Genomic DNA, 19,037 nt, shown 5'->3' on the forward strand with positions numbered 1-19,037 from the left:
GCCATGACGCGCGAAGTCACGGCGCAGGCGACCGCCACGGTATTTCCGCTGTCCCCGGCCCAGTCCGGCATGTGGTACGCACAGCAGCTGGACCCGAGCGTTCCGCTCTCGGAGGCCCAGTACATCGAGATGCGCGGACCACTGGATCGGGAGCGGCTGCGCACGGCCGCGATCACCGCCGCTCGCGAATTCGGTTCGGGGGTGCTGCGTCTCGTCGAGATCGACGGAGAGCCGCACCAGGTGGTCGACCCCGGCCTGGAGACCGCGGTCGGATACCTCGACCTCAGCGGGCGGCCGGATCCCATGGCGGCGGCACTGGAGTGGATGCGCGCCGAGGTGGCCGAGCCCATCGACCTGCTGGGTGACCGGGTCGGGATGACGGTGGTGTTGAAGGTCGGCGCCGACCATCACCTCTGGTACTCGCGGGCGCACCACATCCTCATCGACGGCTTCGGCTCGGTGAGCATGCTGTATCGGGTGGCCGAGCTGTACAACGCGGCGACGCGCGGGGAGTCGGCGCCGCCGAGCAGCGCCGCCTCGCTGCTCGAGGTGCACGAAGCCGAAGTCGCGTACCGGAATTCGAGCCGCTACCGCGCCGATCAGCGGTACTGGCGCGAGATCGTGGCGGGTATGCCCGACCGCTGCTCGCTGGTCTCGGCGACCGCACCGGCCTGCGCGCTGGCCCGGGAGCAGCGCGGTGAACTGTCGCCGGAGACGGCCGCGCGGCTCGAGGCCGCGGCCCGCCGCTTCGACACCAGCTCCGCCACCCTGGTGATGGCGGCGCTGGCGCTGTACTACGCGCGGCTGACCGCCATGGACGAGGTGGTCATCAGCCTGCCGGTCTCCGGTCGTACCACCGCGCTGCTGCGGCGGTCGGGCGGCATGATCGCCAATGTGGTGCCGCTGCGGGTCCCGGTCCCCGACCGCGGCACCGTCGGTGAGGTCATGGAGGCGTTGCGGGTGGCGGCGTCGGGTGCGCTGCGCCATCAGCGCTTCCGGCACGAGGATATGCGCGACGGCGCGGAGGATCAGCCCGAGTTCGGTCGGGGTCTGGTCGGCCCGGTCGTCAACATCATGCTGTTCCCGCGCGGGATCGACTTCGAGGGGGTGGAGTCGAGCCTGCACGTGCTCACCTCCGGACCCATCGAGGATCTGTTCGTCAACTTCTACCAGCACGGCGCCGACGCGCCGATCCATGTGGATTTCGCCGCGAATCCCCGCCTCTACGACGAGGATTCGCTCGGCCGCCACCACGGCCGCTTCCTGACACTGCTGGAATCGCTGCTCGACACGGCTCCGGCGACACCGCTGTCGGAGCTGGCCTACCGCGGTCCGGCCGACGAGGCGGTATCGCGGGGCGCGTTCGGTCCGCGACCGCCGCGGCCGCGGCTGCTGCCGGACATCCTGCGGGACGGTCTGCGTCGCGCCGGGCGCGACGCCGTGGCGGTGGTGTCGGGGAACCGTCGGCTCACCTACGGCGAACTCGACGCGCGCTCGGACCGCCTGGCGCACCGGCTGATCGCCGCGGGTGCCGCGACCGGGGTGCGGGTGGGTCCGGAAACACCTGTGCTGCTGGCCCTCCCACGCTCGGTGGCCGCAGTGGTCGCCGTCTGGGCGGTCACCAAGACCGGGGCCGCCTTCGTGCCGCTGGGCACCGCGCTACCCGGTGATCGCGTGCTGCGGATCGCCGGGGAGTGCGATGCGCGCCTGGGTCTGACGGTCGCGGAAACGCTTCCGGGACTGCCGGGTTCGGTCGGCTGGCTCGTGCTGGAAGCCGATTCCGGCGAACCAGTCGAGGTCGCAGGGGATGGCCCGGAGCCGCAGAGCCGGGGGCCGCGGGGGGTGGAGTCGCCGTGGCCGCTGCCCCACGCCCGCATCGACAATCCCGCCTATCTCGTGTTCACCTCCGGGTCGACCGGCGTGCCCAAGGGCGTCGTCGTGACCCACCGCGGACTGGCTGGCCTGGCCGCCGCGATCGTCGATGCCTACGACGTCACCCCCGGCTCACGTGTACTGCAATCTCTCAACCCGAGTTTCGACGCCGCCGTCCTCGAATGGCTACAGGCGTTCGCGGCCGGAGCGACGCTCGTGGTCGCCGACGCCGACCCGGTGCTCGGTGGCGACATGGCCCGTATCGTGCGCGAATACGGTGTGACACAGGTGTGTTCGACACCCGCCGTGCTGGCCACCCTGGATCCCGGTGCGCTGGACGGGGTGCGGGCGGTATCCACCGGTGGGGAGCCGTGCCCGCCCGAGCTGGTGGCCCGCTTCGGTCCCGGGCGGCGGTTGTTGAATTCCTACGGCCCCAGTGAGACCACGGTGGCCGTCACCTACACCGACGCGCTGCTGCCGGGAGTTCCCGCGGGCCTGGGGAATCCGATCCCCGGCGTGGGAGTGCTGGTATTGGACCGACTGCTGCGCCCGGTCCCGATCGGCGTGGTCGGCGAACTGTACGTGGCCGGTGCGGGCGTGGCGCGCGGTTATGCCGGGCGGCCCGGACTCACCGCGCAGCGTTTCGTGGCCGCGCCATCGGGCGAACGCGTCTACCGCACCGGCGATCTGGTGCGCTGGACCGCCCCCGGTGTCCTGGAATACGTGGGCCGCGGCGACTTCCAGGTGAAGCTGCGCGGGATGCGGATCGAACTCGGTGAGATCGACGCCGTGCTGGATGCCCACCCCGGTGTGGAGATCGCGGTGACGGTGGCGCGTCCGGTCGGCGCCGGGACGGCCCTGGCGTCCTATGTGGTACCGGTGGCGGGCGCCCGGATCGGTGAGCCGGAACTGCTCGAGCACGCCGCCCGGCGGCTGCCCCCGTACATGGTGCCCGCCACCGTGACGGTGCTGGGTGCGCTGCCGCTCACCGGCAACGGCAAGGTAGACCGCGCGGCCCTGCCGGAACCGGTGGTGGCGTCGCCGGTGCGGCGGCGCGCGGCGGCCACCGAGGCCGAGCGTCTGCTGTGCGAATTGTTCGGTGAGGTACTGGGTTCCGGGCCGGTGGACCCCGAGTCCTCCTTCTTCGCCCTGGGCGGCGATTCCATCATGGCCATCGGCCTGGTGTCGCGCGCCCGCGCCGCCGGGCTGGTGTTCTCCGCGCGCGACGTGTTCGAACGCCGCACCCCGGCCGCCCTGGCCGCCGCCGCGCACCGGACGTCCGATGGGCCGCGCCGCCTCCCGGAGCTGCCGGGTGGGGGAGTGGGTCGCATGCCGCTCACCCCCATCGCCGCCTGGCTGCTGGCGCGTCCGGGCTGGGAGCGCTTCGCCCAGTCCATGGTGGTGCGGCTACCCATCGGCATCGAACCCGCGGCCCTGGCCCGCAGGGTGCAGGGACTGCTGGATCGCCACGATATGCTGCGCGCCCGGGTGGTGGAATCGGTGACGGGACCGGTGCTCGAAGTGCCGCCGCCGCAGGTCGCCGACGCGGAACGGCTGCTGACCCGGGTGCCGTGCGGTGATCCCGACCTGCGCGTCGACTGCGAACTCGCCGAGGCCGTGCGGCGGCTCGATCCCCGTGGCGGCCGGATGCTCGCCCTGACCTGGCTGGATCCGGGGCCGGCGGCGTCGGGACGCCTGATCGTCGCCGCTCACCATCTCGCCTGCGACGCCGTCTCCTGGCGCATCCTGCTGCCGGATCTCATGACCGCGTGGTCGCGAACCTGCACCGGACATGCCGCCGACCTGCCGGGGACGGGAACGTCCGTACGCACCTGGGCGCATGTCCTGCATGCCCTGGCCGTCGATGAGGACGCGGACGGGCTGCCGGAGGGTTTCGCCGACCGGTTCGGCGGCCTCGAGCACTGGCGTGCCGTCCTGGCCCCGGACCCGGTGCTCGGTCGCCGCCGGCTCGACCCGGCCGTGGATACGCATCGGACGGCGGGCCGGATTCGCGTGGAGTTGCCCGAGGCCGAGACCGAGGTGCTGCTCACGCGGGTGGCGGCGGCCTACCGCTGCGGCGTGGAGGAGGCGCTGCTGGCGGGACTGGTGCTGGCGCTGGCGCGGTTCCGCGCGCGCCGCGGGCGGCCCGATGCCGAGACCGTGGTGACCGTGGAGCGGCACGGCCGGGACGAGGCCGTCGCTCCCGGCGCGGAGCTGTCGCGGACGGTCGGCTGGTTCACCCGGCAGGTGCCGCTGCGGATCGGGCCCGCCGCGGAAACCGTTGCGGCGGTGGTGAAGACCGTCAAGGAGCAGGTGCGCTCGGTACCCGCGGGCGGTGTCGGCTACGGTCTGCTGCGCTATCTGAACCCGGCCGGGGGCGACCTCGCCGCGCTGCCGGAGCCGCAAATCGGCTTCAACTATCTCGGTCAGATACCCGGTGCCGCAGTCGAGGCCGACTGGATGCCGGTGGGGATGACGGATCGGCTGGGCGGGCACGCGCATCCGGATATGCCGCTGGCCGCGGTGGTGTCGGTGGACGCCGCCGCCCTGGTGACCGAGCGGGGCACCCGGCTGCACGCCGTCTGGCAGTACGCCTGCGTGGCCATCGACCACGAGGCCGCCGACGAACTCGCCCATGACTGGCTGGCGGCGGTGACCGAGATCGCGCGGCGGCTGACCGAGCCGGAGGCGGGCGGCCGCACGCCGAGCGACCTTTCGCTGATCGCCACCACGCAGGCCGAGATCGATTCCTGGGAGGCGCGTTTCGGACACCTGGACGATGTGTGGCCGCTGACGCCGCTGCAACGCGGCCTGCTGTTCCAAGCTCAGCTCGCCCCGGACGGGCTGGACGGCTATTCGGTGCAGGCCGTCATCGATATCGAGGCCGAACTCGATCGTGATCGGCTGACCGCCGCGGCCGCCGCCCTGGTGCGTCGCCATCCGGCCCTGCGGGCGGCCTTCGTGCAGACCGCGGAAACGGCTGTGCAGGTGATCGTCTCGGACGTGGAGGTGCCCTGGACCGAACTGGACGCGCACGGTGCCACCGACCCCGAACTCGACGAGCTCGCGGCACGGCAGTTGCGCATCCCGTTCGAGGTGGATCGCCCACCGCTGCTGCGCTTCGCCTGTATCGCGCTGGCCCCGAACCGGTTCCGGCTCGTCATCACCAACCACCACCTGATTCTCGACGGCTGGTCCATGCCGCTGCTGTTCGGTGACCTCGTCGCCCTCTACGAAACGGGTGGCAGCGACACCGGATTCACGGAGCCGCCCGCGCCGCGCCACTATCTGGAATGGCTCGCCGCCCGTCCGCGCGACCCGGCTCGCGCCGCCTGGACCTCGGCCCTGGCCGGACTGGACGGCCCCACCTTGGCCGCACCGTCCGCGCCCCGGGGCGAGGCGGCCACTGCGCCCGTCGCCCACGAGGTGCCGCTGCCCGAGGGCTGTGCGGCGAGGCTGCGCCGCGCCGCCGCCGACCGCGAGGTCACCGTGAACACCCTGGTGCAGGTGGCGTGGGCGCTGCTGCTCGCCGAGCTGACCGGTGACACCGATATCGTCTTCGGCGCAACGGTTTCCGGCCGCCCGCCGGAGCTGCCCGGCTCCGATCGCATGATCGGCATGCTGGTCAACACCGTCCCGGTGCGCATCACCCTGCGACCCGCCGAATCCGTGACCGACCTGCTCACCCGCGTCCGAGCCGAGCAGAGCGCCCTGGCCGAACATCACACGCTGGGGCTGGACGAGATCCAGGCGCTGGCCGGGATCGGCCCGCTCTTCGATACGGCGACGGTCTTCGAGTCCTATCCGGTCGACGCCGCGGCCCTCACCGCCGCGACCCGCCAGGCCCGCCTGCGCGTCACCGGCATCCGCGGTCACGACGGCACCCACTACCCGCTGGCCCTGGCCACCTACGCCGGTGACGGCCTGCGCCTGGTCCTCAGCCGCTCACCCCGCCACTTCGACGCCGACGAGGCCGAGTCGATGGCCCGCGCCCTGTCCCGCATCCTCACCACCTTGGCCGACGGCGACAACCTCCGCACCGCCGAGATACGCGGCACAGCCGATCGCGGACACACGGAATGGTCCGGCTCTCCCGCACTTCCGCCACGTCTCCTACCGGATCTCCTGACCGCCACCGGTTCACCGGACGCCCTCGCCGCGACCATGACCACCCCGAAGCCGACCGTGCCCGCGCGGCGCGGCGAGCCCGTCGCTGGGGACTTCGGTCGGGACGGAGGCGCGGAGCCGGGTTCGAGCGGGCACGCGACGCCGGGCTCGAATGTTCACGGCGGCGTCGGGTTCGGTGCGACGGCGGTGACCTACGCCCAGCTCGACGAGCTGTCCAATCGCCTTGCCCGCCTGCTGATTCGGGCTGGTGCCGGACCCGAGCGAACCGTGCTGCTCGCACTGCCGCGCTCGGTCGACCAGATGATCGCGCTGTGGGCGGTCGCCAAGACCGGCGCGGCGTTCGTGCCGGTGGACTGCGAGCAGCCCGCCGCGCGGACGGCCGCCATCGCCGCCGAATGCGGTGCGGTCCTGGGCATCAGCGCGGCGGGAGCGGATGCGGCACTCCCGGACTCGGTGCGCTGGCTGCTACTCGACGATCCCGAGACCGGCGCGGCCACCGCTGCCGTATCGGGCGCTGCCGTCGACGCCGCCGCCCGGCTCGCACCGCTGCGGCCCGAGCATCCGGCCTACGTGGTGTTCACCTCCGGTTCCACCGGAACCCCCAAGGGCGTGGTGGTCACACACGCGGGCCTGGTGAACCTGGTCGCCGCAGCGGCGTCCAACGGCCGCATCGGCCCCGATTCCCGCCTGCTGCACGCCCTGAACCCGAGTTTCGACGCCGCGATCCTGGTGTGGCTGAGCGCCTTCGCCGTCGGGGCCACGCTCGTCATCGCCCCGCCCGAGGCGAGTGCGGGCGGTGAACTGGCCGACTCCATCGCAACCGGCGCGCCGACCCACCTGATCTGTACGCCCGGCGTCCTCGCCACCCTGCGCGACGAACAGCTGCGCGGCGTGGCGACGGCGATCATCGGTGGTGAACCCTGCCCGCCCGCGCTGGTCGCGCGGCTGGGTTCCACTCGCGCCCTGGTGAATTCCTACGGCCCGGCCGAAACCTCGGTGGCGGTGAGTTTCGGCGACCCCATGACCCCCGACACCGCCGCCATCGTGGGCGCGCCGGTACCGGGTGCCACCTTGCTGGTGCTCGACCGCTGGCTGCGGCCCGTTCCGGTGGGCACGGTCGGCGAACTGTACGTGCGCGGCCCGGGCCTGGCCCGCGGATACGCCGGGCGCACCGCCCTGACCGCGAGCCGCTTCGTAGCCGACCCGTTCACGGATGGCCAACGGCTGTACCGCACCGGTGATCTGGTGCGCTACATCACGCCCGGCAACCTGGAATACGTGGGGCGCGGTGATTCCCAGGTCAAGGTGCGCGGAATCCGGGTCGAGCCAGGGGAAGTGGATTCCGCGCTCACCGCGCATCCCCAGGTGGAGTCGGCCGTCACGGTGGCCCGGCCCACCCGCGCGGGCACGACCGCACTGTGCTCCTACATCACCTTCCGCACCCCGACAGCCGCCGAGCCTTCGCTGTTCGCCGGGTCGAGTGTGCCGCTGTCGGGCACTGGGTCGAGTGTGCCGCCGTCGGTCACCGAACTGACAGCGTGGCTGTCCGCGCGGCTGCCGCGCTATCTGGTGCCGTCGAGCATTACCGTGCTGCCCGAGCTGCCGCGCACCGCGAGCGGCAAGGTCGACCTGCGCGCCCTGCCCGAACCCGAAGCGCCGTACACGGAGTATGTGGCTCCGACCGGCACCGCGGCCGTCGTGGCCGCTACCTTCGCCGAGGTCCTGCACGCCGAACGCGTGGGCGCCCGCGACGACTTCTTCGCTCTCGGCGGCGATTCACTGCTCGCCGCCCGGGTGGCCGCCCGGCTGAGCGCGGCCCTGCGCACCGCGATCCCGGTGCGGGCCCTGTTCGAGGCACCGGTGGTGGCCGATCTCGCCCGCCGTCTGGACACCGCCACCGTGGCCGCCACCGCACCGCCGCTGGTGCGGGGCACGCGGCCCGACCGGATACCGCTGTCCCCGGCCCAGCAGCGCATGTGGTTCGTCAATCGTTACGACCCGACATCCCCGGCCTACAACATCCCGCTGGCCCTGCGACTCTCGGGCGACCTCGATCGAACAGCATTGCGTCACGCACTTTCCGACGTGCTGGAACGGCATGAAGCACTGCGCACCGTCTATCCGGACATCGATGGCGTCGGCAGCCAGCGCATCGTGGCGGCCGCGGCGGTGGAACTCGACCTGACCCCGATCCCCGTGCGCGCGGCCGATATCGGCGCGGCGGTGGCATCCGCCGTCGGCACGGGGTTCGATGTCACCGCCTCGGTTCCCCTGCGGCTGCGGCTGTTCCGGGTCGAGGGGACCGACGACTTCGTCCTGGTGGTGGTCGCCCACCACATCGCCTTGGACGGGTATTCGATGACACCACTGGTCCGGGATGTGGTGACCGCCTACACCGCACGCGTGCGCGGTGCCGCACCCGCGTGGCAGCCGCTGCCCGTGCAGTACGCCGATTACGCGCTCTGGCAACACACCCGCCTGGGCGCCGCCGACGACCCGGAATCTCTACTGCACCACCAGCTTCGATACTGGACCGAAGTCCTCGCCGACGCACCCGATCAGCTGGACCTGCCCACCGACCGACCTCGCCCGGCCCGCGCCTCGCATCGCGCCGCCGAGGTATCCGACCGCCTGGACGCCGACCTGACGGCGGCCGTGGACCACTGCGCCCGAACCTGGCGCGCCACCCCGTTCATGGTCCTGCACGCCGCGCTGTCGATCCTGCTGGCCCGGCTCAGCGGTGCCCGCGACGTGGTGATCGGCACGCCCATCGCCGGACGCGGTGACCGCGAACTGGACGACCTCGTCGGCATGTTCGTCAACACCCTTGCCCTGCGCACCGATATCCGCGCCGAGGAGGGCTTCGGCGCACTGCTCGAACGCGTGCGCCGCACCGACCTGGATGCTTTCGGCCACGCGGACCTGCCCTTCGAGCGCCTCGTCGAGGAGCTGGCACCGGCCCGGTCCGCGGCCCGGCACCCGATCACCCAGGTCATGCTGGTGTTCCAGAACCTCACCCACCCGGAGTTCACCCTCCCGGGCCTGCGGGTGGCACCCCTGGAGCTGCCCCGGACCGTGAGCCGATTCGACCTGAGCCTCACCGTCTCCGGCGGCGCGGACGGCATGGAGCTGCGCTGCGACTACGCCACCGACCTGTTCGACGCCACTACCGTGCGCATGCTCCTGCGGCGACTGGTGCGACTGCTCACCGCCGTCACGGCCGATCCGGCCCGGCCGGTGGGCGATATCGAGCTGTGCACCGAGACGGAACTGCGCCACCTGCGCACGCACACCCCGCCCGTCGCGACGCCGCGTCCGCTGGCGGATCTCCTGGCCGAGGCCGTCGCCGCCAACCCGGACGGCGTGGCCGTCCGCTGTGCGGACCGCCAGCTCACCTATCGGGAACTCGACGCTCGCGCCGAACGGCTGGCCCGGCAGTTGACCCGCGCGGGCGCGGGACCGGAAACCGTGGTGGCCGTAGGTATTCCGCGTTCGCTCGAATCGGTCCTCGCCGTCTGGGCCGTCACCCGCACCGGGGCCGCCTTCGTCCCCGTGGACCCGTCCTATCCGCCCGAGCGGATCGCGCACATCATCGACACGGCCGGGGTGCGCCTCGGTCTGACCGTGCCCGCCTGCCGAGACCGCCTGCCCGCCACCGTGCACTGGTGGAACCTGGACAGCCGGTATCCGGACGACGCGGACATCGGGCCGACCGCGGCCGAGCAGCACCGTCCCCCGCCTCGGATCCGCCCCGAGCACCCGGCGTACGTGCTGTTCACCTCCGGCTCGACCGGTGCCCCGAAGGGCGTGATGGTCACCCACGCCGGGCTGGCGAATATGGCGGCCGCACAGCGGAAGCGGTGCCACCTGACCTCCGACTCGCGGGTACTGCACGTCGCCTCACCGAGTTTCGACGCCTCGGTACTGGAGTTGATCATGGCGGCGGGTGCGGCGGCGACCCTGGTGGTGGCCCCGCCGACCGTTTTCGCGGGCAGCGAACTCGCGGACCTGCTGGCGCGCGAACGGGTATCGCATATCGCGCTCACCCCGTCGGCACTGGCCACGGTCGATCCGGCCGGACTCGACGCGCTGCAAGTGATCATCAATGGCGGCGAGCCCTGCCCACCGGAGCTGGTGGCCGCCTGGTCGGCCCCGGGTCGAGCGCACTACAACGACTACGGCCCGACCGAGGCGACGGTGTGGGCGACCGGCAGCGCAGCACTGCATCCGGGGGACACCGTCACCATCGGCACGCCCGCACCCGGTGTGCGGGCCGTGATTCTCGATACCCGGCTGCGCCCGGTCCCCGACGGTGTGGTGGGGGAGCTGTACCTGTCCGGGATCACCCTCGCCCGTGGCTACCTCGGGCGCGGCGACCTGACCGCGGCCCGCTTCGTCGCCGATCCGTACGGCGCCGCGGGGGAGCGCATGTATCGCACCGGTGATCTGGTGCGGCGGCGCGGCACCGAGCTCGAATACCTGGGCCGCACCGACAATCAGGTGAAGCTGCGCGGCCTGCGCATCGAACTCGGTGAGGTGGAGGCGGCGCTGACCGCCGACCCGGCCGTCGCCCACGCGGTGGCCGTCGTCCGTGCCGACGGCCGCGGTGACGCGCTGGTCGCCTACGTGCTGGGCGCGGCCGGACCACCGGATGTCGCGCAGCTGAAACGCGCTGTCGCGCAGCGACTACCGTCCTATATGGTGCCCTCGGCCATCGTGGCGCTCGACTCCCTACCACGCACCGCCAACGGCAAACTCGACCTCGACGCACTGCCCGCGCCGCAGCACACCGCCGCCGAACGCCGGGCCCCCGAAACCGCCGCCGAGCGCGCGGTGGCGACCGCGTTCCAGGAGGTGCTGGCGGTCGAGCGAGTCTGGCTCGACGACGACTTCTTCGCCCTCGGCGGCAATTCGCTCATCGCCACCCGCGTGGTGGCCCGCCTCGGCGCGGCATTGGACGCCGCCGTACCGGTGCGGGCACTGTTCGACGCGCCCACGGTGGCAGAGCTGGCCGAACTCGTCACCTCCGGTACCACGTCCGGCCGCACCCGGCCCGGTCCGCGGTCGCGTCCGGAACGTATCCCGCTGTCGGCGGCGCAGCGGCGCATGTGGTTCCTGAACCGCTACGACCCGGAATCGCCCGCTTACAACATCCCCGCCGCCTTCGACATCACCGGGGCACTGGATGTTTCGGCGCTGCGCGCCGCGCTGGATGATGTGGTGGCACGGCACGAGATCCTGCGCACCCGCTACCCGGTCGATGCGGACGGCCTGCCCCGGCAGGAGATCCTGGCTCCCGCACCGGGAATGACCCCTGTGCGCGAACTCGAGGTGGCCGCAGACGAACTCGACGACATGCTGGCGGCCCGGCTGTCCCGTGGCTTCGATCTCACCCGGGAGACCCCGTTGCGCGTCTGGGTGCTGCGTCTGGCACCCGAACACGCCGTGCTGGCCATGGCGGTCCACCACATCGCCGCCGACGGCTGGTCGATGGGACCGTTGGCTCGAGATGTGCTGGCCGCGTACGCATCCCGCCTGTCCGGTGAACCGCCCCGGTGGACGCCGCTGCCCCTGCAATACGCCGATTACGCCCTCTGGCAACACGATCTGCTCGGCGCCGCCGACGATCCGGCCGGTCTCGCCCACCGCCAGCTGGAGTTCTGGCGCACCACCCTCGACGGCCTGCCCGAACGGCACACCATCCCCACCGACCGGCCCCGCCCGGCCACCCCCTCGGGCAGCGGCGACCGCATCGCCTTCACCATTCCGGCCGAGGTGCACGACCGCGTCCACGTGCTGTCCCGGGCAGTCGGTGCGAGCCCGTTCATGGTGGCGCACACCGCACTCGCGGTCCTGCTGGCCCGCCTGTCCGGTGTCCCCGATATCGCCATCGGCTCGGTGGTCGCGGGCCGCGGCGACGGGGAGTTGGACGATCTGGTGGGCATGTTCGTCAATACCGTCGTGCTGCGTTCCCATCTCGACCCGGCACTGAGCTTCACCGCCGCGCTGTCCGACACCCGCCGCGCCGACCTGGCCGCCTACGGCAATCTCGACCTCCCCTTCGAGCAGGTGGTCGAGGCCCTGGCACCGACCCGCGACACCGCGCATCATCCGCTGTTCCAGGTGCTGCTGGCATTCCAGAACCTGCCCCCGGCGGCGACCGCGCTGCCCGGTCTGCACATTCGACCACTCGACACCGCGGCCCCCGGCGCCAAGTTCGATCTGGAATGGATGCTCGCCGAACACTTCGGCCCCGCCGGAGAGCCCGCCGGCATCACCGGCTCGCTCATCTTCGCCACCGACCTGTTCGACCGCACCACCGCCCAGACCATGGCCGATGGCCTCGAGCGCCTGATCGAGGCAGCGACCACCGCGCCCGAGAGCACCCTCGCCGAACTCACCGGCTGGTCCGGCGCGGCCACGGCGACCGCTGTCCCGACGGTGCACGGCCGCCCCGAACCGGTCCCGCCGCGTCCCTACCGTGCACCCCGTACCGAACTGGAACGACTGGTCGTCGACGCCTTCGAGGCCGTGCTGGAGAATCCGCGAATCGGCGTGGACGACAACTTCTTCGACCACGGCGGCAACTCCATGGCGGCGGTTCGACTGGCCGAGCGGTTGGGTGCCAGCACGGGCAACGCCGTACCGCTGCACCTGGTGTTCGCCGCACCCACCCCGGCCGCACTGGCCCGCCGCCTGAGCGAGAGCACCCCCGATTCCGCCGCGGACATACTGCTGCCCCTGCGGTCGACCGGTACCGCACCGGCGCTGTTCTGCCTCCACCCTGCCATCGGATTGGCCTGGTGCTATGCGGGATTGGTGCGGTACATCGACCCGGCGCGGCCCGTCCACGGGATCCAGTCACCGGGCATTCCCGACGGCGGCACGGTCGGCGATCTCGCCACCCGGTACGCCGACGAGATCCAGCGAACCCAACCGCACGGCCCCTACCATCTGCTCGGCTATTCGGCGGGCGGGCTGCTGGCCCACGCCGTGGCGGTGGAGTTGCGCCGCCGCGGCGCACCGGTGCCCTCGCTGATCATGATGGATGCCCGCGCCGACGTCGAGGTCACCGACGATCGCATGCCCGCCCCCGAACTGCTGCTCGCCGAGTTCGGCGGGGTGGACGTCCCGGAGGGCGTCGCCCTGACCGCCGAACGCGCGGCCGATCTGCTGCACTCGACCACCGGCGCGGCCAGCGCCCTCACGGCCGCCGATCTCGACCGCCTCTACCGTGACCTACGCCACCTGCTCCACCGCATCGGCGCCCACCGCCCCGAGGTATTCGACGGCGATGTGCTGTTCTTCACCGCCGCGGCCGGGCCGCCCGAACCCAACGTGGACACCTGGATTCCGCATGTCGACGGCGAAATACACGAGGTCACGCTCGATTTCGAGCACAACCGGCTGATCACACCGGAGGCGCTGGCCGACATCGGCCCGCGCGTGGACGCGTACCTGGCGGGCCACCGCTCACCGTCGGCACCGGCGAGACTGAGCACGCGCCGGATTTCCGGCCGATGACGGCGAACCTCGCGAGGCGCTCCCCGGGTTGGGGAACAATGGGCCGAGACGACCGATCGTGTGGGAAGCAGGTTCGACTGTGTCGAGGAACGGGAAGCGCCGGGTGTTCGGGGCCGCCGCGGTAGGACTGGGTGCCCTGGGTGCCGGTGAGCTGATCGCCGCGAGCGGCGGGGGTTCGCTCATCGACGGAGTGAGTCGGCTGCTGGTCGACACCGCGCCCACCCCCGTGGTCGAGGCCACCGTGGCCATGTCGGGTGAACACGACAAGGAGACCACCCGCATCGGCACCGTACTGGGCGGTGTCGCCGCCGCGGCTGGACTGTCAGCGCTGCCCGAACGGTTGCGCGTCCCCGCCGCACTCGCCGCCGGGGCCGGGGTCGGCGCGTTGTCGCTGCGGCGGCCCAGCCGTTCCGGGTCGGCCGTCGCCGGAAGCGTCGCCGCGGCCGCCGTGCTCGGCGCCGGACTGCGGCGTCCGCCACGCGGGCCGGGCGCCCGCTTGCTCTGGGCCACCGCCGGTGCCGGTCTCCTCGCGGGTGCGGAGACCCTGTTGCGCCGGGCCGACCGCCGCTACCGCGAGCGCGCGCAGCGAGTCGGTCCCATGGGCGCCCACCAGCCGATCCCCGACGACGGCCTCGGCATCGAACCCGGACTGTCACCGCTCATCACAACGAGCACGAAGTTCTATGTAGCGGACGTGAATTCGCGCCCGCCCCGGCTCGATCCCGAACACTGGCGGTTGTCCATCAGCGGTATGGTCGCGCACTCGCTGCGCCTGTCGCTGCGTGAATTGGCCGAACAGGCCGAGGAATTCGACGCGGTCATGGTGTGCGTGCACAATACCGTCGCCGCCGGGCGCGCCGGGAACGCCCGCTGGCTCGGGGTGCCGCTGACCACGTTGTTCGACCACGCCCTGCCCGAAACCGGTGCCACCCGCCTGGTCACCCGAGCCAGCGACGGATTCACCATCTCCCTGCCGCTGGCCCCGCTGCGCACGGGCGAGTGGCCCGGGTACCTGGTCATCGGTATGAACGGCGAACCGCTCAGCCCCGAACACGGTTTCCCGGCCCGGGTTTTCGTGCCCGGCCTGTACGGTCAGTACACCGGCGCGAAATGGCTCACCGAACTGGAACTCACCGACGACAGCCACCTGGACTACTGGTGGAAGCGCGGCTGGACCAGTGAGCCGCTGTGGGTGCGCCCGCAGGCCCGCATCGACGTCGCCTCGGTCGGCAGCCCCGGCTCCGGCAAATGCACCGTCGCGGGCGTCGCCTGGGCGCCGCCGCACGGCGTGGCGGGCGTCGAGATCCGCATCGACGAAACCGAATGGCTCCCGGCCGAACTCGGCGCCGAACTCGCCCCGGCCGCGTGGCGGCGCTGGCGCACCGTCGTCGACCTCCCACCCGGCCCGCACACCGTGGAGGCCCGCGTCACCAGCCGCTCCGGCGAGGTCCAGGACGCCGACGTGCGCCCGCCGTATCCGCTCGGCCCGGGCGGTCTGCACCGGGTCACGGTCGACGCCTGAGCCGGACGGCCCGCGGCGGATCACAGCCGCGGATCGTTGACCAGGCGGAAGTCGTGCAGGTTGTCGCGGTCCCCGGTGGCGGTGAAGTAGCGCCCCGGTAGTTCGTTGGCGGGCATATCGCAGGCGCGGGCGATCACCGAGGCGGGCAGGCGCAGCAGATCCCGGCCCAGATGCCAGGGGGTGACGAGACGGGCCTCGTCGCCGAAGAGCAGCACGCAGCGCACCGGCACCCGGCCGTCGGGCAGCAGCGCGCGATCGGCGGTGTGCCGCCAGGTGGCCAGGGTGTCGAACAATCCCGTGAGGTCGAGACTTTCGCGCGCCACGTCGAGGGCGTCGGAGTATTCGCGATCGAAGCGCTGCACATCCGCCGGATCCAGACAGGACCGGATCGCGGCCGGGCTGGCATGTGCGGGTAGCGGAAATCCGTGCTCGAACTTGGCGTAACCATGCTCGGCTGTCATGAACCCACGCTAGTCCGCGTCTCCGATCTCCGGTTGCGAAACGGTGCGCATGCCCGCAAGTCGGAGCCGACGTCAGAAACGCCCGCCGCGGCTGATGCGCCGCGAACCCTGCGACCCGCCGAAGGATCCGGGCCCCATCCCGCGGCCGCCACCACGGCTGAATCCGCCGCCGAACCCACCGCCGCGCCGGTACCCGGTGCCCATCCCGCGCAGCATGCCGTCGATGAGAATGCCGCCCAGCACCGCGCCGGTCTGCGAGCCGCCGGTGGGTGTGTGGCTGGCCTGCCAGGACCGCACGTTCGCCTCGGCGGTGTGCAGGGCGCTGGCACCGAGTTCCACTGCGCGCTGGGCCGATTGCAGCGCCTCGCCGGGGTTCGTGGTGGCGAGTTCCTGCGCCCGGTCCAGATGACGTTGGGCCTCGGCCAATCGGGTGCGGGGTTCGGCGTCCACGCCGCCGCGCCGGGTGCTGATGAAATCGGCCGCGGCATTGATGCGTCCCCGCGCGGCCGTCATGGCCTGATCGAGCCGTCGCGCCAGATCGTCGGCGGCCAGCTTGCGGTCGGTGGCGGCGGCGATCGCCTTGTCCAGGGCGGTGTCCGCGGCCACCGCCCGCTGGAAGACCCCGAGCGGGTTGGCGTCGCCGTTGGCGGTGGCGTCGTTCAGGGCGTCGCGCGCCGCGGCGGTCGCCGCGGGCAGTTCGGTTCCCCCATGGGCGCCCAGGGTTTCGGCCGTGGCGAGATCGCGCCGCAGCTCCGCCACCATCGCGGCCAGTCCGGATCGCGCGGCGGCGATATCGGTGGCGGCGGTGTCCACGGCGTCCAGCAGCGTGCGCGCCGCGTCCACCGCCGATTCGGCGGCGCGGATGGCTCCGACCGCGGCGCCCTGCTCACCCACCGGCCGGGCAGCCGCAGCCCGGCCCTGCTCGATATTGTGCTCCGCGAACGCGATTCGCTCGCGCGCCATGTTCACATTGTCGCGAATGGGCGCGATCACCGATGCCGGATGCTCCCGCACCAGCGTGTCCAGCGTCGTCTCCGCGCCCGGCATCCGCGCCGTCAGCTCCACCAGGCTCCGGGTCAGCGCGTCCAGCCGGTCTCCGGCATTGATGAGCAGATTGCGCATGGCGTCGAATTCGTCGACCTTGGCGTCGAGTTCCCGGTCGGCGCGCCCGCAGGTGGCGATGAGGTCCACCAGCATGCCGCGGCGCTGATCCGGGGACTCCGGGATCGCGTCGTCGAGCTGCTGGCGGATCGAGAACGCTGTGGCCAATGCGTGTTTCGCGGCCTCCAGCGCGGCGGCGAAGGGTGCGGTGGTGGTGTTGCCGAATTCGTCGGTGGCCAAACGCAATTCCTCGGTGCTGGTGCGGATCGCGTTGTCGATGTCCACGAGCAGTTCCCGCGAGCGCGTGTCCAGGGTCGGCAGCGGCAGTGCGGTCAGCGCGCCGGTGTCGGTCGGGTCGATCTCCCGCACCCGTTCCAGTTCCCGCCGCTCCCGCTCGGCCCGCCGGGACCGCGACCACCACCACAGCCCCGCCACCAGCAGCACCACCACCGCCGCGACGATCAGCAGCGGCAGCGGATTGATCCCGGGCGGATTCATGGCCGCCGCCAGCCCGTGCGCGGTCGCCACCGCGGCCCCGGCCCAGTCCTCGGCGCGCAGTCTGGGTTCCACGTCATCGGTGAGCATGCGGTCCAGGTCGCTCTCGCCGACATCCTGGGGAAGGCTGCCGGTGAACGCGTAGGCGCGGTCGTCCACGGCGACGGACAGCAGCACATCCCGATCCCCGAAATTGGAGGCCGCCGCCGTGCGCTCACCCCACTCCCGGGGGTCCATCCCGGCGAAGTCGCGCACATAGACGACCCACAGCCGTTCGCGTTCGGCGCCGTACAGCTCCTCCACGGCCGCCGCGACCTCGGCCTCCTGCGCGTCGCTCAACACCTGCGCGGTGTCGGTGACGTACCCGGGCAGCCGCGTCGGCTGCTCGGCCCGCACCGCAGCGGGCTGAGCGGTCAGCAGTGTGAAGGCCAGCAGAAAGCCGGTCAGGACCAGGATCAGTGGCTTCGGTAGCGCCATGGTCTCGAATCTATCCGCAGGGAAGGGGTGCGTGAGTTTTCTTCCTACCACCCGTGTCGGCGGCCATGACTACCATCGGCAGTGTGATCACGATCGATTCGACCTATACGGGCCATGTCGCCCCCGGCAGCAATCCGCAGCAGCGGGAGGTTCCGGGCGCGCGCATCGTGAAGATGTCGGTCGGCCAGATGGACAACAACGTCTATCTGGTGCGGTGTACCGCCACCGGCGCGACCCTGCTGATCGACGCCGCCAACGAGGCCGAACGCCTGCTGGAACTCATCGAGCAGGAGGCCCCCGGCCGGGTCGAGCTCATCATCACCACGCATCAGCACCCGGACCACTGGTGGGCGCTGAAGGAGGTGGCGTCGACCACCGAGATCCCCACCGCCGCCCACGAACTCGACGCCCCCGCCCTGCCCGTGCCCCCGGACCGGCTGCTCGCCGACGGCGAGACGGTGCGCATCGGCGAACTCGACCTCGAGGTGATCCATCTGCGCGGCCACACCCCCGGATCGGTCGCGCTGGCCCTCACCGACGGCGCGGGGCGCACCCACCTTTTCACCGGCGACTCGCTCTTCCCGGGCGGTGTCGGCAAGACCGGTACCCCCGAGGATTTCACCTCCCTGCTCGGCGATGTCGAGTCCAAGCTGTTCGCCCGCTTCGGTGACGACACGGTCGTCTACCCGGGCCACGGCGACGACACCACGCTCGGCGCGGAGCGTCCGCAGTTGCCCGAGTGGCGGCGACGCGGTTGGTGAACATCCAGCAGCGCGGCTACCCCGACCCGATGCGGCGGGCGGCCGCCGACGAGCGGGGCGGCTGCGCGCGCGGCATCTGGCGCTGGACCGCGCGGCTACTGATGGGGGCGGTGCTGGCCGGGCTGGTCGTGGTCGGCGGGACGGCCGTGCGGGTCTGGCAGGTCGCCCGGATCAGCGACTACTCGAAGGCCGACGCCATCGTGGTGCTGGGCGCGGCCCAATACGACGGCACCCCGTCCACGGTCTTCGAGGCGCGCCTGGACCAGGCGTACCGGTTGTTCCAGCGCGGCGTGGCCCCGCTGATCGTCACCGTGGGCGGAAAACAGCTGGGCGACAACTACACCGAGGCCGCCTCGGGCAAGAATTACCTGAAGTCCCGCGGTGTCCCGGCCGACAGCATCCTGGCCGTGGAAACCGGTTCGGACACCCTGCAGAGCGTGGAGGCCGTCGCCAAGGCCCTCCGGGCCCGGGACAAGACGTCGACGGTGCTGGTGAGCGATCCGTGGCACTCGCTGCGTACCCGCACCATGGCCCGCGACGCGGGGCTGGAGGCGTGGACCGCACCCACGCGCACCGGTCCGGCCGTCTACACCCGGGAGTCGCAGGCGCACGGCATCTTCCGGGAGACCTTCGCCCTGATCTGGTACCGGATCACGCACTACTCGGCCGATTTCGAGTACACCGCGGAGCAGTGAG

The 19,037-nt window shown here is 72.0% G+C and carries 6 protein-coding genes; 4 read left to right on the forward strand and 2 right to left on the reverse strand.

Features of this window, described 5'->3' with window-relative positions; genetic code table 11:
• Positions 1–3 precede the first annotated feature (3 nt).
• Both ON31_RS09130 and ON31_RS09135 read left to right on the forward strand, forming a co-directional pair.
• On the forward strand, positions 4–13,524 hold the full coding sequence (locus ON31_RS09130; RefSeq protein ID WP_051037016.1) for a non-ribosomal peptide synthetase: 13,521 nt from the start codon (positions 4–6) through the stop codon (positions 13,522–13,524).
• A 79-nt stretch (positions 13,525–13,603) separates the two neighbouring features.
• A complete protein-coding gene (locus ON31_RS09135; RefSeq protein WP_147287180.1) occupies positions 13,604–15,046 on the forward strand; it encodes a molybdopterin-dependent oxidoreductase in 1,443 nt (480 codons plus the stop codon).
• A 20-nt stretch (positions 15,047–15,066) separates the two neighbouring features.
• Here the strand turns inward: ON31_RS09135 and ON31_RS34565 are convergent, their stop codons facing one another.
• On the reverse strand, positions 15,067–15,507 hold the full coding sequence (locus ON31_RS34565) for a DUF6247 family protein (protein WP_051037017.1): 441 nt from the start codon (positions 15,505–15,507) through the stop codon (positions 15,067–15,069).
• A 72-nt stretch (positions 15,508–15,579) separates the two neighbouring features.
• Positions 15,580–17,580, reverse strand: coding sequence for a TPM domain-containing protein (locus tag ON31_RS09145; protein ID WP_039811546.1), 2,001 nt, complete (start codon positions 17,578–17,580; stop codon positions 15,580–15,582).
• A gap of 65 nt (positions 17,581–17,645) precedes the next feature.
• Between ON31_RS09145 and ON31_RS09150 the strand changes: the two genes are divergently transcribed.
• Positions 17,646–18,341, forward strand: a complete 696-nt coding sequence (locus ON31_RS09150) for an MBL fold metallo-hydrolase (RefSeq protein ID WP_039811547.1) — start codon at positions 17,646–17,648, stop codon at positions 18,339–18,341.
• A gap of 29 nt (positions 18,342–18,370) precedes the next feature.
• Positions 18,371–19,036 carry a YdcF family protein gene (locus tag ON31_RS09155; RefSeq protein WP_051037031.1) on the forward strand — a complete coding sequence of 222 codons (666 nt, stop codon included), beginning with the start codon at positions 18,371–18,373 and terminating at the stop codon, positions 19,034–19,036.
• The last annotated feature ends 1 nt before the right edge of the window (position 19,037 follow it).

Origin of the sequence: Nocardia otitidiscaviarum NBRC 14405, assembly GCF_000308635.1 — a bacterium.
GTDB lineage: Bacteria > Actinomycetota > Actinomycetes > Mycobacteriales > Mycobacteriaceae > Nocardia > Nocardia otitidiscaviarum.